This is a genomic window from Myxococcus sp. CA005, assembly GCF_006518205.1.
GTDB lineage: Bacteria > Myxococcota > Myxococcia > Myxococcales > Myxococcaceae > Myxococcus > Myxococcus xanthus.
The window spans coordinates 1-15,210 of record NZ_SRLV01000042.1 but is presented as its reverse complement, the minus strand read 5'-3'; the positions used below and the strand labels follow the sequence as shown (position 1 = coordinate 15,210).

Annotated in this window: 9 protein-coding genes; all 9 read left to right on the top strand. The window is 70.1% G+C overall.

Annotation, left to right across the window (positions count from 1 at the left end; translation table 11 throughout):
• The first annotated feature begins 185 nt into the window (after positions 1–185).
• The 9 genes from FMQ63_RS19505 (at position 186) to FMQ63_RS19465 (ending at position 15,193) form a co-directional block, all read left to right on the top strand.
• Positions 186–2,567 (top strand): DNA topoisomerase (ATP-hydrolyzing) subunit A, encoded by a 2,382-nt coding sequence (locus tag FMQ63_RS19505; RefSeq protein ID WP_171452251.1) that lies wholly within the window; start codon positions 186–188, stop codon positions 2,565–2,567.
• A 12-nt stretch (positions 2,568–2,579) separates the two neighbouring features.
• Positions 2,580–4,511: a type IIA DNA topoisomerase subunit B gene (locus FMQ63_RS19500; RefSeq protein WP_011552555.1), complete on the top strand. Its 1,932-nt coding sequence runs from the start codon at positions 2,580–2,582 to the stop codon at positions 4,509–4,511.
• Between the two features lie 99 nt (positions 4,512–4,610).
• Positions 4,611–6,077, top strand: coding sequence for a PEGA domain-containing protein (locus FMQ63_RS19495; protein ID WP_225909920.1), 1,467 nt, complete (start codon positions 4,611–4,613; stop codon positions 6,075–6,077).
• 62 nt (positions 6,078–6,139) lie between these two features.
• The gene (locus tag FMQ63_RS19490) at positions 6,140–7,342 is read left to right on the top strand and encodes a PEGA domain-containing protein (protein WP_026113924.1); all 1,203 of its coding nucleotides are present in this window, start codon (positions 6,140–6,142) and stop codon (positions 7,340–7,342) included.
• Between the two features lie 48 nt (positions 7,343–7,390).
• Positions 7,391–9,868, top strand: a complete 2,478-nt coding sequence (gene sppA, locus FMQ63_RS19485; RefSeq protein WP_026113925.1) for a signal peptide peptidase SppA — start codon at positions 7,391–7,393, stop codon at positions 9,866–9,868.
• A 267-nt stretch (positions 9,869–10,135) separates the two neighbouring features.
• A complete protein-coding gene (gene rho / locus FMQ63_RS19480) occupies positions 10,136–11,686 on the top strand; it encodes a transcription termination factor Rho (protein ID WP_020480701.1) in 1,551 nt (516 codons plus the stop codon).
• 53 nt (positions 11,687–11,739) lie between these two features.
• Positions 11,740–12,009, top strand: coding sequence for a hypothetical protein (locus FMQ63_RS19475; RefSeq protein ID WP_011552550.1), 270 nt, complete (start codon positions 11,740–11,742; stop codon positions 12,007–12,009).
• Between the two features lie 3 nt (positions 12,010–12,012).
• Positions 12,013–13,920, top strand: a complete 1,908-nt coding sequence (locus FMQ63_RS19470) for a DUF4129 domain-containing protein (RefSeq protein WP_011552549.1) — start codon at positions 12,013–12,015, stop codon at positions 13,918–13,920.
• Positions 13,913–15,193, top strand: a complete 1,281-nt coding sequence (locus FMQ63_RS19465; RefSeq protein ID WP_011552548.1) for a DUF4350 domain-containing protein — start codon at positions 13,913–13,915, stop codon at positions 15,191–15,193. The genes FMQ63_RS19470 and FMQ63_RS19465 overlap by 8 nt, the downstream gene beginning before the upstream one ends.
• Positions 15,194–15,210 lie beyond the last annotated feature (17 nt).

The window sequence follows — 15,210 nt, the reverse complement described above, 5'->3', positions numbered from 1 at the left end:
GGACTGGACAGACGTATAGGTGGGCACTGTTGGAGAGTGCGCAACCCCCCGAATTCGTTCCCAATGTCAGGGTGGCATGGTAGTCCCGGCGCCCTGTTACATACCTCTGCCCCCCAACGTGAGGAGTGCGCGGGTCGCGCGCCGCGTTCGGGGTGCGGGGCGTTCTCACCTGTGGATTGACGACCATGCTCGCAGAAGCCGAATCGAAATCGCGAAAGAAGCAGGGGGCCGGGGGAGGCAGCGGTGGCGGCGGGAGTGGCGGCGGCGCGGGTGGCAACGGCGACGGCTCCGTGCCGGCTTCGCTCGCGGACGAGGCGCGCCGCCGGTACATCAACTACGCCCTGTCGGTCATCACCTCGCGCGCCCTGCCGGACGTGCGTGACGGCCTCAAGCCGGTGCAGCGCCGCATCCTGTTCGGCATGTTCCACGACCACCGGCTGACGCACGAAGCCAAGTACCAGAAGTCCGCCAAGGTGGTTGGCAGTGTCATGGGTCAGTACCACCCGCACGGTGACGCCTCCATCTACGAGGCGCTGGTGCGCATGGCGCAGGACTTCTCGTTGCGCTACCCGCTGGTGGACGGCCACGGCAACTTCGGCTCGCTCGACGGCGACGGCGCGGCGGCCATGCGCTACACCGAGTGCCGTCTGGCGATGCTGTCCAGCGAGCTCCTGACGGAGCTGGGCAAGAAGACGGTGGCCTTCCGGCCGACCTACGACGGCACGCTGCAGGAGCCGGTGGTCATCCCCGCGCGGGTGCCGCAGTTGCTGATGAACGGCACCACGGGCATCGCCGTGGGCATGGCCACCAACATCCCGCCGCACCACCTGGGCGAGCTGGTGGACGCGCTGGTGGCGCTCATTGAGAACCCGCAGCTCCTGACGAAGGACCTGCTCAAGTGGGTGAAGGGTCCGGACTTCCCCACCGGCGGGCAGATCCTCAACGACAAGAAGGAGCTGCGCGACATCTACGAGTCGGGCCAGGGGAGCATCCGCATCCGTGGTGAGTACAAGCTGGAGGACCTCAAGCGAGGCGGCCAGCAAATCGTCATCACCTCCATCCCCTACACGGTGAACAAGTCCACGCTGGTGGCCAAGTTCGGCGACCTGGTGCGCGAGCGGAAGCTGCCGCTCATCACCGACGTGCGCGACGAATCCACCAAGGACGTGCGCATCGTCCTGGAGCTGAAGAAGGACGCCAACCCCGAGCTGGTGATGGCGTACCTGTACAAGCAGACGCCGCTGCAGACGAACTTCGGCGTCAACCTCACCTGCCTGGTACCCATCAAGGACAAGCCAGAGTTGAGCACGCCCGAGCGGCTCAACCTCAGGGACATCCTCTGGTACTTCCTCACCTTCCGCTTCGACGTGGTGACGAAGCGCTTCGAGCACGAGCTGGGCGAGCTGCTGCGGCGCGTCCATATCCTGGAGGGTTTCGAGAAGGTCTACGACGCGCTCGACGAGATGATCAAAATCATCCGCGCGTCGGAAGGAAAGCAGGACGCGGCCCGGAAGCTCATCGCCCGCTTCAAGCTGGATGAAGCCCAGGTGGACGCCATCCTGGAGATGAAGCTCTACAAGCTGGCCCGCCTGGAGATTCTCGTCGTGGAGAAGGAGCTCAAGGAGAAGCGCGCCGAAATCAAGCGCATCCAGGGCATCCTCAAGGACAAGAACAAGGTGTGGGGCACCGTCCGGGACGAACTGGGCGAGATGAAGGCCCGCTACAACGACAAGCGTCGCACGCGCATTGGCGGCGCGGGCTCCGAGGAGATGGAGTTCAGCGCCGAGGCGTTCATCGCGGACGAGGACGCGCACGTGGTCATCACCCGCGACGGCTGGGTCAAGCGCGTGCGCGAGGTGAAGGACCCGTCCACCACGCGCCTGCGTGAAGGCGACGCGGTGATGGCGGTGCTGGCCGGCAGCCTGAAGGCGAACCTGGTGCTGTTCAGCAACTTCGGCACCGCGTACGTCACCCGCTTCAACGACGTGCCCGCCTCCACGGGCTACGGCGAGCCGGTGCAGAAGTTCTTCAAGTTCGACGACGGCGAGCGCGTGGTGTCCGCCCTGTCGCTGGACGCGCGGCTGCCGCGCCCGCAGAAACTGGTGGGCGTGACGAAGCAGGGCATGGGCATGCGCTTCCTGCTGGAGCCGCACCTGGAGGTCTCCACGCGCGCGGGCCGCCGCTACGCGAAGACGGGCGAAGGCGACGAAATCATCGGCGTGCAGCCGGTGACGGACCGCGACCTGTTGGCGGTGCTGACGGAGAAGACCAGCGCCCTGGTGTGCAAGGTGGCGGAGGTCAACGAGCTGGCCGGCCCGGGCAAGGGCGTCACCGTCATCAAGGTGGACGGCGGCGACCGCGTGGTGGACTTCCTCGCCGTGTCGCCCGCGCAGAAGGACGCGAAGCTGGAGTTCGAAACGCAGAAGGGCCGCAAGCTGCACCTGTCCCCGGCGAAGTACGAGGTGACGGGCCGCGGCGGCAAGGGCCATGAGATGTCGAAGCGCGACGCCGTGAAGGAGGTGGCGCGTGCCGTCACCTTCATCCCGTTGCCCGAGAAGAAGGACTAGGCAGAGGACGCCATGGCGACGAAGAAGGAAACCTACACAGGCGCGGACATCCAGGTCCTGGAAGGCCTGGAGCCGGTGCGCAAGCGCCCGGCCATGTACATCGGCGGCACCGACAGCACGGGGTATCACCACCTGCTGTGGGAGATCCTCGACAACTCGGTGGACGAGGTCATCAACGGCTTCGCCACCACCGTGGAGGTGACGCTCCACAAGGACGGCCGCAGCGTCACCATCGTGGACAACGGGCGTGGCATCCCCGTTGACATCATGCCCAAATACAAGAAGCCGGCCGTGGAGGTCATCCTCACGACCCTTCACGCGGGCGGCAAGTTCGAGCAGGGCAACTACATCCACTCCGGCGGTCTGCACGGCGTGGGCAGCTCGGTGGTGAACGCGCTGGCGCGCAAGCTCGTCGTGGAGATCAAGCTCCACGGCAAGAAGCACGTGCAGACGTTCGCGCGCGGCAAGGCCACCAGCACGCTGAAGGTGGATGGCGCCGCGCGTGGCACGGGCACCTCCGTCACGTTTGAACCGGACCCGGAGATTTTCGGCGAGAAGCTGAAGTTCGACGCGGAGCTGGTGCGCGAGCGGCTGGAGGCCAAGAGCTACCTGCACAAGGGCATGACGGTCGTCTGGAAGGACGAGACGTCCAGCCCGCCCACGTCGGTGACGTACAAGCACGACGGCGGCATCGCGGAGTACCTCACCAAGGTGGTGACGGAGCGGAACAAGCCGCTGGTGCCCGCGGGCAGCGCGGCCTTCTACCACGCGCGTGACAACGGCGTGCGGCTGGAGGCGGCGCTGGCGTGGACGGAGGCCACCGACGAGCACATCCGCTCGTATGTCAACGGCATCCCCACCCCACTGGGCGGCACGCACGAGGCGGGTCTGCGCAGCGCGGTGGTGAAGGCGGTGCGCAACTACATCGAGACGCACGGCATCGCGCCCAAGGGCGTGACGCTCACCGCGGAGGACATCCGCGAGGGCATCACCGCCATCCTGTCCACCTACGTGGTGGAGCCGCAGTTCCAGGGCCAGACGAAGGGGCGGCTCAACAACCCCGAGGTGTCCGGCCAGGTGGACGGCGTGCTGCGTCCGGCGCTGGAGAAGTGGCTCAACGACAACAAGTCCATCGCCGAGTCAGTGGTGGCCCGCATCGTCCTTGCCGCTCGCGCGCGCGAGGCCAGCCGGGCCGCGTCGCAGGCGGTGAGCCGCAAGACGGCGGTCAGCCACCGGCTCAACCTGCCGGGCAAGCTGGCGGACTGCTCGTCCACGGACCCGGGCCTGAGCGAGCTGTTCATCGTGGAAGGTGACTCCGCAGGCGGCTCCGCCAAGCAGGGCCGGGACAGGCGCACCCAGGCCATCCTCCCGCTGCGCGGCAAGGTGCTCAACGCGGAGCAGGCGTCCACCGACAAGGTGACGACGAACAAGGAGCTCCAGGACATCGTGTCCGCGCTGGGCTGCGGCATCGGCTCCGACTTCGACATCAGCAAGCTGCGCTACGGCCGCGTCTTCCTGCTGATGGACGCCGACAGCGACGGCCACCACATCGCCACGCTGCTGCTCACCTTCTTCTACCGGCACCTGCGCCCGCTGATTGAGAGCGGCGCCATCCACATCGCCCAGCCGCCGCTGTACCGCGTGGACATCGGCAAGGAGACGTACTGGGCGCTGGATGAGCCGGACCGCGACCGCATCATCAAGGAGAAGACGAAGGGCAACGCCAAGCCCAACATCATGCGCTTCAAGGGACTGGGCGAGATGACGCCCGACGAGCTGAAGGAGACGACGCTCGACCCGAAGCACCGCATGAGCCTGCGCGTCACCATCGACAAGCCCCTGGAGACGGACCGGCTCATCAACGACTTGATGGGCAAGGACGTCAGCGCCCGCTTCAGGTTCATCATGGAGCGCGCCAGCGAGGTCCAGGACCTGGACGTCTAGTCAGGACGGAATCACCGTCGCGGGTCCCTCCCACCCCGGAGGGGCCCGCGCGCAGCAGGGCTTTTGAGACGGAGCCCCGGCTCGGCTAGCATTCGCGCCGTGACTACGTTCCGCCGAACCTCCCTGCTCCTCGCGTTCATGCTGGCCACCTCTCCCGCCTATGGGCAGTCCACGCGGAAGAAGAAGTCCAGCAAGAAGCCCCCCGCCACCACTCAGCCGGTGAAGACGACCAAGGCGCCCGCGGCGGACGACGCGGATGGCGATGAATCCGTCGAGCCCCAGGCTTTCGGTTCTCCGAACGGGGACGAGGAGACGGCCGTCACGCCGCTGGTGTCGCCGGACGCTCCGACCGTGGCCAAACCCGCGGCGGCGCCAGGTGCCTCGGGTGAGCCGGCGGTGGCCAGCGCGGCGGTGACGGCCTCCGGGCCGGTGGCGCTCTTCGCGGTGGCTCGGACGTCCGCGGAGGAGGATGCCGCGGTGAAGCTGGAGGACGAGCTGCTGAGCCGGCTCAAGGCGAGCGGCGTGGCGCTGGTGGACCTGGGCGCGGCCTTCCCGCCGTCCCCGCCGGTCTCGCTGACGCGCGCGGACACGCTCTTCGAGCAGGGTCGCACCGACTACGACAACCTGGACCCCGAGTCCGCCGAGGCGAAGTTCCTGGCGGCGGCGGAGGCCTACACGAAGCACCCGGCGGAGCTGAGCCCGGAGCGGCTGGCCAAGGCCTACCTGTTCCTGGGCGCCTCGCGGATGCTCAACGGCGACTCCACCGGAGCCCTGGACGCGTTCAAGCGCGCGGTGGTGGCGGAGCCGTCCACGTCCCCCGACGCCGCCCTCTTCGGGCAGGACGTGCTGAAGACCTTCGACCAGGCCCGCGCCGACGTGAAGGCGCGCCCGGCCGGCACGCTGGTGGTGGAGTCGAAGCCGGCGGGCGCCAGCGTCCTCGTGCGAGGCCAGGAGCTGGGCGTCACGCCCCTCAAGGGCGTGGAGATGCCGGCGGGCCAGCACCCGGTGGTGGTGTCCCTGCCCGGCTACTCGGCCTTCTCCCAGTACACAGAGGTGGCGTCCGCCAAGAGCACCGAGGTGAAGGCGACGCTGGAGCCCACCCCGGGCCTGTCCGCCGTGCGTGACGCGGCGGTCCACGCCAGCACGGAACAGGCCTTCGAGCGGGACACGCCGCCGCCCGAGGCACGCGCCATTGGGGAGCGGCTCAACGCCCGTTACGTGGTGCTGGCGGCGGTGGCTCGCGGGGACAAGGGCCACCTCCAGGCCGAGCTCCAGGCGTGGGACCTGCGCTCCAACGCGCGGCTGCGCGGCGTGGAGATTGCCCTGGCGCCGGGCGCGAAGAAGAACGGCCCGGACGCGGCGGCGGACCAGGTGCGCGCCTTCGTCAACGGCGTCGCGGCGCCCCGCGTGGCGGAGAGCAATTCGTTCTCCACCCTCATCAAGCGCCCGTGGTTCTGGGCGGTGGTCGGCGGCGCGGCGGCGGTGACGGCCGGGGCCGTCTACGTGGCGACGTCTCAGGACAAGGGCCGCCCGTTCAACCCCGTTTCTGGTGGAGTCGGGTTCTGAGGCAGCGCCGCGTGTTGAATGCCCGGACCGCCACCCGCGTCGCCTGTTTCAAAGGTCACCCCATGAAATCCGCCCTCGCCCTCCTCCTCCTCCCCGCGCTGACCCTCGCGGCCCCGCCCCAGGCGCGCCGCGTCAGCACCCTCCTGGTGCCCATGGACCCGGCCTCCGAGGCGTCCAGCGTGCAGATGGAGGGTTACATGAACGACGCCCTCTCCAACTTCGCCGGCATGACGGTCCGCAAGTCGGAGGAGCTGTTCGGCATGCCGGAGGACCCGGAGGCCAAGGCCTCCCTGGAGCGCGGGCGCAAGGGGTACTCGGAGAGCCTCTCCGCCTTCGACAAGAAGGAATACGAGGAGGCGGAGCGCAAGGTGCGCGCCACCCTGAAGGAGCTTCAGGGGGCCGCGGGCGCCATGCGCGGGTGCTCGCCGCTGTGTGACGCGCTGGCGCTGTACGCCGCCGTGCTGCACCTGCGCGGCGAGGTGGAGGAGGCGAAGCTGGCGCTCATCGACCTCATCGCGCTGTCCCCTACCCATGAGCTGTCCCCCAAGCGCTTCTCGCGCGAGTTCCTCGCCCTGCGCGTGCAGGTGGCCACCAGCCGCACGTCCCAGCTACGCGGCTCCGCCACGGTGAACTCGCGGCCCTCGGGCGCGCGCGTGTACGTGGACGGCGAAGTCGTGGGCTACACGCCAGTGACGCTGCCCGCGCTGCCCATTGGCAAGCACCTGCTGCGCGTGGAGCGCCCGGGCTTCCGGCAGTACGGACAGTTCATGGAGGTGGCCACCGACGACGCCGAGGTCACCGCCAAGCTGGTGCCTACCTCTGCGTACAAGGCCTTCGACGTGCAGTTGGACCGGGTGGCGGGCGAGGTGAACCGCGCCGGTGAGAAGGCGTCTGGCGTGGCGGCCATGGCGCAGTCGCTGGGGCTGGACCGGGTCATGGTGGGCACCCTTCGCGCCAATGGCGAGGGCACCGACCTGACGCTGGGCTACTACGACGCGCGCACCGGTCAGCGGCTGGCGGGGCGGCGCATGGCCGTCCAGGGCGATGAGTTCGGCCAGTTGAAGCAGGAGATGGAGCGGGTGGTGAACCACCTGGTGAACAACATCGGCGAGAAGGTGACCAAGAGCCGGGACCCGCTGGACAACCGCGGGGGCATGGAAGACTGGTCGTCCGAGGACCGGGGCGGCCGTGGCAAGGCGCAGGACAAGAAGAGCAAGCCCGGCGACGACCCGCTCGACGGTGTGTCCGGAACCGAGGACTGGTAACGCTGAGCGCTTGTCCCGGGACGGCTGATGCCTAGAGTCCCGGGGCGTATGCGCCTGCTCGCCCTCCTGCTCCTCCCCAGCCTCGCGCTCGCCCAGACGAGTGTCGTCAGCCAGCCCGCCCTGCCCTCCCGGGGGCTGGCGCTGCCGCCCACGGGCGCCGCGCTGGTGGATGAAGCCACCGCCCTGTCGCTCAACCCCGCGGGCCTGGGCTTCGTCAACGGCAGTCAGCTCTTCTACCTGCACGAGCGCAACCTCGTGCATGACGGCCTGGGAGACGGCGTCTTCCTGGCCACGCGCCTGCTCGGCCTGGGCCTGGGCGGCGCCATGGAGTGGATTCGCGGACGGGCGGAGCCGGACTACCGCCGCACGTCCCTGGGTCTCTCCCTGGGCACGCGCACGCTGCAGCTCGGCGGTTCGTGGCACGCCTACGGTTCATCCCACCGGGACATCGACGCGCTGGACACCTTCGACGTGGGCCTCACGGCGCGCCCCATGCGGGCGCTGTCGCTGGGCGCGGTGGTGCGCGACATCAACGCCCCCACCGAGGGCACGCTGGCACTGAAGCGGCAGTACAACCTGGGCGTGGGCGTGCGCCCGCTGGATGAGCGCTACACGCTGGGCGTGGACTGGCTCTTCTCCGAGGGCGCCTTCCGCCAGGGCCAGGCGACGTACACCGTCAACGCGGAGGTGATTCCGGGCCTCCGCCTGGGCGCGGGCGTGTCGCACGGCTTCACCTCCGGGGTGCCCATCGCGCTCCAGGTGGCGGCCACGGTGGACACCTCGCACCTGGGCCTCACCTACGCGGCGGGCGGGACGAATGCGGGGCTGGACCACCTGGTGGCGGTGCGCCTGTCGTCGGAGACCTACCGCTCCATCGCGCCGCGCGGCGGCGTGGTGACGCTGCTGGACTTGAATGACGCATTGAGCGGCGGCACCAGCCCCGTCCTCTCATGGTTGGGCGTCACCGAGGCGGACCCGTACCTGCGGCTGACGCGGTGGCTGGACCTGGCCACCCAGGACGACCGGCTGGCCGGCGTGGTGGTGAAGATGGAGAGCCTGCCCGGGGTGAGCTGGGGCAAGGCGGAGGAGCTGCGTCAGGCGCTGCTGCGGCTGCGCGCGTCCGGCAAGCGGGTGATGGCGGTGGTGCTGTCCACGGACGACCTGGGCTACTTCGTTGCCTCGGCGGCGGACCGCATCTACGCGCTGCAGGAGTCGATTCTCTACATCAACGGCCTGGCCGTGCACCTCCAGACGTACGGCGGGACGATGGAGAAGCTGGGCGTGCACTGGGACGTGGCGCGCGTGGGCCGCTTCAAGACGGCCCCGGAGCAGCTTTCCCGCACCGAGCCCAGCGACGCGTCCTTGGAGTCCACGAACGCCTACCTGGACACGGAGGTGGCCGTCTACGAGAAAGCCGTGCAGGAGGGCCGCAAGGTGCCCGTGGAGCGGCTGCACGCGCTGTGGGCACTGGGCCTGCCCCATCCGAAGCGCGCGGTGGAGCTGGGGTTGATGGACGGCATCATCTCCTCGACGGAGCTGGACAAGAAGGTGGCGGAGCTGGTGCCGGGTGGACGCTTCAGCACCACGTACGCGCCGCGCGACGAGCGCGACGGCCGCTGGGCCCGCCGGCGCCGCATCGCCGTGGTGCCGGTGCTGGGCGACATCATCGGCGGCCGCAGCCGCGAGGACCCGCTGGGCTTCAGCCGCCTCGCGGGCGCGGAGACAGTCATTCGCGCGCTGGAGCAGGCGCAGTCGGACCCGAGCGTGGCGGCCATCGTCGTGCGCGTGGACTCGGGCGGCGGCGAGGTGCTGGCGTCCCACCTGATGTACGAAGCCGTGATGGAGGCGGCCAAACACAAGCCCGTCGTCGCCTCCATGGGAGACATGGCCGCGTCCGGTGGCTACTACGCCGCCATTGGCGCGCACGAGGTGTTCGCCCTGCCCACCACGCTGACGGGCAGCATCGGCGTCTTCTACATCAAGCCCGCCGTCGAGGGCCTGCTGAGCGGGCTGTTGGGCGTGCACCAGGAGAGCCTGACCCGCGCGCCGCTGGCGGACATCCTGGACGTGTGGCGCCCCTGGACGCCGGAGGAGCAGGAGGCGGCCCAGGCGTGGGCGGACGCCTCCTACGACAGCTTCATCACCGAGGTGGCGCTGCGGCGGAGGATGGACAAGGCGAAGGTGGACGAGGTCGCCCGGGGCCGGGTGTGGAGCGGCCAGGACGCGCTCGCCCGCGGACTGGTGGACAAGCTGGGTGGCCTGCTGGAAGCGGTGGACTCCGCGCGGATGCGGGCCGGAATCCCTCCGGACGAGGAGCTGGACCTGGTGGTGATGGGCGAGGCGCGGGGCTTCTTCTCCGCGCTGGGCGGTGAGCCCGGGGTGCGCGCCGCGCTGTCCCTGCTGCCCGCACAAGAGCCCGCCCTGCCTGAGTCCCTGCGGGCGCTGGCCCGCTCGGCCGGCCTGAATCTGATGTTGCTCCAGCCGGGCGTGAAGGCGATGTTGCCCTTCCAGATAACCGTCCGCTGAGGTCCTGGCGGCGGCCCTGAATCAACAGGTGGGGGGTCGGCCGGACGACACCGCGCGAAAAAAGCGGCGGCGCCGTCCCCGGCCTCTGTTACTGTTACCCCTGCACTCCGGACGGCTTTGGGCCGCCAGGGTGCTCCAGGAAACGGCGGTTCGGCCTGCTCGTCACCAGGGCCCCGCGTCCGCTTCCTGTCCCACGGCCTGAGTCACCTTGCGTCCCCGCCCTCCTCGTGGAGCGGCCGCCCGGGGCGCACACAGTCTGGAACGTTCATGAGCGAAAACCCCGATAACCGCGACCCACGTGATGCCCCCCCCGTTCCCGCCGCCCGCGCCGTGGCGCCGCCCGAGCCGGACGATGACGGTGGCGACGAGGGCGACGACGAGGGGCCCGACGACGGTGATTCCGGCGGGGGCGCACAGGGTGGCGCCCCCGGGCAGCCTGGCCAGGCCACCGGCCGCCGCCGCCGCCGTCGGCGCCGTCGCCGTGGCGCGCAGGTCCTCTTCACCCCGGACGGCCAGGCCTACCGGATGCAGCCTGGAGCGGACGGCCAGCAGGTCCAGGTGTTCCTCACGCCGCAGGAGCTGGAGCAGTACCGCCAGCGACAGGCGCAGCAACAACAGCAACAGCAGCAACCACCGCAGCCGGCGCACGGCGGCGGGGGCCAGCAGCACGCCCGCCACGCGCAGCACGGGGGCGGCGGCCAGCAGGCCTCGCAGCAGGCGAACCTGTCGCCGGTGGAGGGCGTGCTGGACACGGAGGCCAAGGGCCCCAACGCCTTCCTGCGCCAGCTCAAGCGCAACCTGCTGGCGGCGCCGGATGACCCGGAGCTGCCGAAGAATCTGGTCCAGAAGCTGCGCCTGCGGCAGGGCCAGTACATCACCGCTTTCGCGCAGATGCGGGGCCACAAGGGCGTCATCCAGAAGGTGGACACGGTGGACGGCCGGCCGCTCGAGGGCGCGCCGCGGCTGCCGCACTTCGCGGACCTGACGTCGGTGGACCCCACCGAGCGGCTCAAGCTGGAGAACGGTCACAAGGAGATGGTGACCCGGGTGCTGGACCTCATCTCGCCCATTGGCAAGGGCCAGCGCGCGCTCATCGTCGCCCCGCCCAAGACGGGCAAGACGATCATGCTCCAGCGCATCGCCCAGGCCATCCTCTCCAACCACCCAGAGTGCCACGTCATGGTGGTGCTCATCGACGAGCGTCCAGAAGAAGTGACGGACATGCGGCGGGGCATCAAGGCGGAGGTCCTGGCCTCCAGCTCCGACCGCCCCACCGCGGACCACCTCAAGGTGGCGGAGCTGGCCCTGGAGCGCGCGCGCCGGCTGGTGGAGTCCGGCAAGGACGTGGTCGTCCTCCTGGACTCGATTACGCGTCTGGCCCGCGCCTTCAACAAGGAGGTCGACAACTCCGGCCGCACCATGACCGGCGGCGTGGACAGCCGCGCCCTGGAGCGCCCCAAGCGCCTCTTCGGCGCCGCCCGCGCGACGGAGGAGGCCGGCACGCTGACCATCATCGGCACGGCGCTCATCGACACCGGCAGCCGCATGGACGAGGTCATCTTCGAGGAGTTCAAGGGAACGGGTAACTCCGAGGTCACCCTGGACCGGCTCCTGGCGGAGAAGCGCGTCTTCCCGGCCGTCAACATCGCCCAGTCCGGCACGCGCAAGGAGGAGAAGCTCTTCACCCTGCGCGAGTACGAGAAGGTGAAGAAGCTGCGGCAGATGCTCTTCTCCGTGAAGCCGGTGGAGGCCATGGAGGCGCTCGTGAAGCGGCTGTCCCGCTACACGTACAACGACGAGTTCCTCGACGAGCTGTAGTCCCCCGCTTCGGGAGTGGTACGGCGGGCCCGGGTGTGCGTTAAGGTGGCGGCATGATTCAAGGCTCGGGCCGCTGCCACTACCACCCGGAGCGCGCCGGCCTCGGCGTCTGCGTGGAGTGCCGGCGTGTCATCTGCCGGGAATGCACCACGCAGTTCGAGGGCATCAACCGCTGCGCCAGTTGCCTGGACCAGCGCCTCAAGGCGCTGGAGGGCCCGGGTGAGCGCCGCGAGTGGTCGGCGGGCAACGTGGTGCTGGCGCTGATGAGCCTGGCGCTCGTCTTTGGCGGCATCCTCCTGCTGGCCCAAGTGGCGGCGAGCTAGCCCATGGCCGTCTCCGCGCTCGAACTCCGCCCGCGCAACGCGGTGGCCTTGATGGACGCCGCGCTGCGCCTGTGTACCCGCAACGCGGGCGTCTGGGCCCTCACCCTGCCCGGCGGCGCGGCCGTGGTAGCCGCCATGTTGTACCTGGCGGAGTCGGTGCGCATGGGCTGGCCGCTCGTGGTGCCTTCGCTGCTGCTGACGCTGGCGTGGTTCCTCCGGGGCCTGGGCCAGGGCGCGACGTGCCATTACGTGCAGGAGCTGCTGCTGGGCACCCAGGGCGAGCCTTCCGCGTGGGCTTCGCTCAAGGCCGCGCTGGCCCGGATGCCCGCGCTCTTCATCGCCGTGGCGTACCTGCTGGGCCTCAACACCCTGGTGGTGATGGTGACGGGAGGCTTCGGCTACATCCTGCTGCAGTCCCACGGGGTGGGCTACGCGGCGGTGATGCAGGGGCGAGGCAGCCCGCTGAAGCTCTACGGCACGTGCTCACGGCTGCTGGGACCCGCGCGCGGCACCGCGCTGTGGGTCCGCGCCCTCATGTCCGTGCAGGTGCTGGCCTTCTTCAACCTTCACATCGCCTTCAACTTCCTGCTGTTCCTGGGCCGCAAGCTGGTGGGCGTGGACCTGACGTTCGCGGAGCGCTTCGCCTCGCTGGACAACGGCCAGTGGCTGATCTTCCTCGCGGTGACGACGTTCGCCCTCTTCGAGCCGGTGCGCGCCGCGACGGCCACGCTGCTGCTGGTGGACGGGCGCGTGCGTCAGGAAGGGCTCGACCTGCTGGCCAGCGTCCAGCAGCTTCCGTCCCGGGATTTGGGGCGCCCCCTGCCTCCGCCGGGAGCGGCGCGTGGCGCGGCGATGCTGGCGGTGGTGTTGGGCCTGGGCCTGCTGACGGCGGCGCCGGCCCATGCCCAGGACACCGAGGACGCGAAGCCCCTGGCCCCCTCCGAGGCGCTGCGGCGGCTGGGCGAGGTCGCGGAGGCGTGTGAGGCCTCGGCGGATGAGGACGCCGCGGACCTGTACGCGCCCCTGGAGTCCCTGGGGCCCGGCGAAGCCGTGAAGCTGGACCGCTTCGTCCGCCGCGTGGAGCGGCAGGCCTTCGACGAGGAGGACTGCGACAAGGCCCGCGCCACGCTGACGCAGGGGCTCACCACGATGGGCGCCACCGTGGACGCCCAGGCCCGGGCGGATGCACGTGCCGCCACCGCGCGGGCGAAGGACATCCTGGCCCGGCCCGAGTTCGCGGAAGCCGCGCCCAAGGCGGAGAAGGACGCCCCCGAGCCCGCGGCCCCACCCGAGACGCCAGGCTGGTGGCAGCGCTTCATCGACTGGCTGGGGGAGCAGCTGAAGAAACTGTTCGAGCGGGAGCCGGCGGAGTCCAGACAGCAGACTGCGCAGCCCATCCTAAGCGGCATGAATGTGGCCAACGTGCTGGTGGTGGTGCTGGTGACACTCACCCTCGCGGTGCTGGGCATGGTGCTGCTGCGGGCGCTGAACCGCGACAAGCGCCGCACGGATGCCGCGGGAGTGCAGGTGTCCACGGTGGACGCGTCCACGCTGGCGGGGGATGCCCACCACGCGCTGTCACGCCCTCCCGAGGGCTGGGCCCACCTGGCGGACGAACTGGCGGCGCGGGGGGCCTACCGCGAAGCGGTGCGCAGCCTCTACCTGGCGCTGCTGTCCCGGCTCCACCGCGACGGCGCCATCCTCTATGACGAGACGCTGAGCAACTGGGACTACCTATCTCAATTCCGGGGCCGCGCGGAATGGAAGGCCCCCTTCCGAGAGCTGACGCGGCGCTTCGACTTCGCCTGGTACGGCAACCTGCCGGTGGGCGTGGACGGCTACCGCGAGTTCCGCGCACTCACCGAGCCCCTGCTGGCCGCGCCGTCACGCCCGGAGGTGGCCGGTGCGTGACCGTTTCCCGCTGCTGGTGGTGGGGGGCCTGCTGCTCACCGCGGTGCTGACCACCTTCCTGGTCCGAGGCGCCCGGCGCAACACGTTCGCGGACACGCTGTCCACGTACCGCGCGCAGGAGGACGGCGCGCGGGCCCTGTTCCTGCTGGCCCAGGAGAGCGGCTTGCCGGTGACGCGCCGCATGGCGGACCTGCGCATCGTGTCCGGACTGGGCACGCCGGTGCTGCTGGCGGTGGAGGTGTCCGGCGCCTACGAGGACGACCCGGACCAGACGGCGCTGGCCGCCGAGCCCGACGCGGGCCTGGCCGACGAACATGTCCCCCGCACCGGCTTCAACGCCTTCCGCGCGGCCGCGCTGGACGACGATGAAACCGAGCAACTGCTGAAGCACGTGCGCGAGGGCGGAAGCGCCATCTACGTGCCGTGGGGCTCACGCGAGAACCCGGTGCTGCAAGCCTTGAACGTGAAGCTCTTCAAGGCGGACACCACCCTTCCCATGCGCACGCTGGTGCCGCCCCAGCCCACGCCGTACACGCTGGGCGTGGAGCGCGTGGAGGCGAAGGTCCAGGCCTACCTGGAGCTGCCCCAGATGGCCGTCCCCGTCCTGGAGGATGAGCGGCTGGGCATGTTCGTGGCGGCGGTGGTGCCGTACGGGCAGGGCCGCGTGCTGGTGGTGGGCGCCCCGGAGCTGGCGATGAACCAGGCCCTGGCGCGCGCGGACAACGCGCAGTTCTGGCTCAGCGCCCTGGCGTCAATCGGCCCCGGCCCCATCGAATTCGATGAGTTCCACCACGGCTTCACCAACGAGCGCTCGGTGGTGGACTTCGCGCGCCGCTACGGCCTGCACTTCGCGGTGTTGCAGTTCCTGCTCGGCGTGGCCCTGTGGTCGGTATCGCTCAAGCGCTTCGGCCGTCCGCGGCCCCCGCCCGAGTCCTCGCGCGTGGGCGCCACCGACGCGCTCTTCGCCATGGGCCGGCTCTATCGCGAGGGCCGGCACCACGGATTCTCCGCCCAGCTCATCCTCCGGGGCCTCACCCAGGACCTGGCCCTGCATGCGGGCCTGCCCGCGCATGCGTCCGCGGACGCGGTGACCCACGGCCTGCGCGAGCGTGGCCGCGCGGACCTGGCCCAGGGGCTCGAGGAGCTCACCACGGACAGCCGCGCGGTGACGCGCGACACGGACCTCCAGCAGCTCGCAGAGCGCGCGGCGCGGCTGCGACAACGCCTTCATTCCGCCGGCGCCGCCCGGCCCAGCCCTCCCGAAACGACATGAACGACACCCTGTCCGCC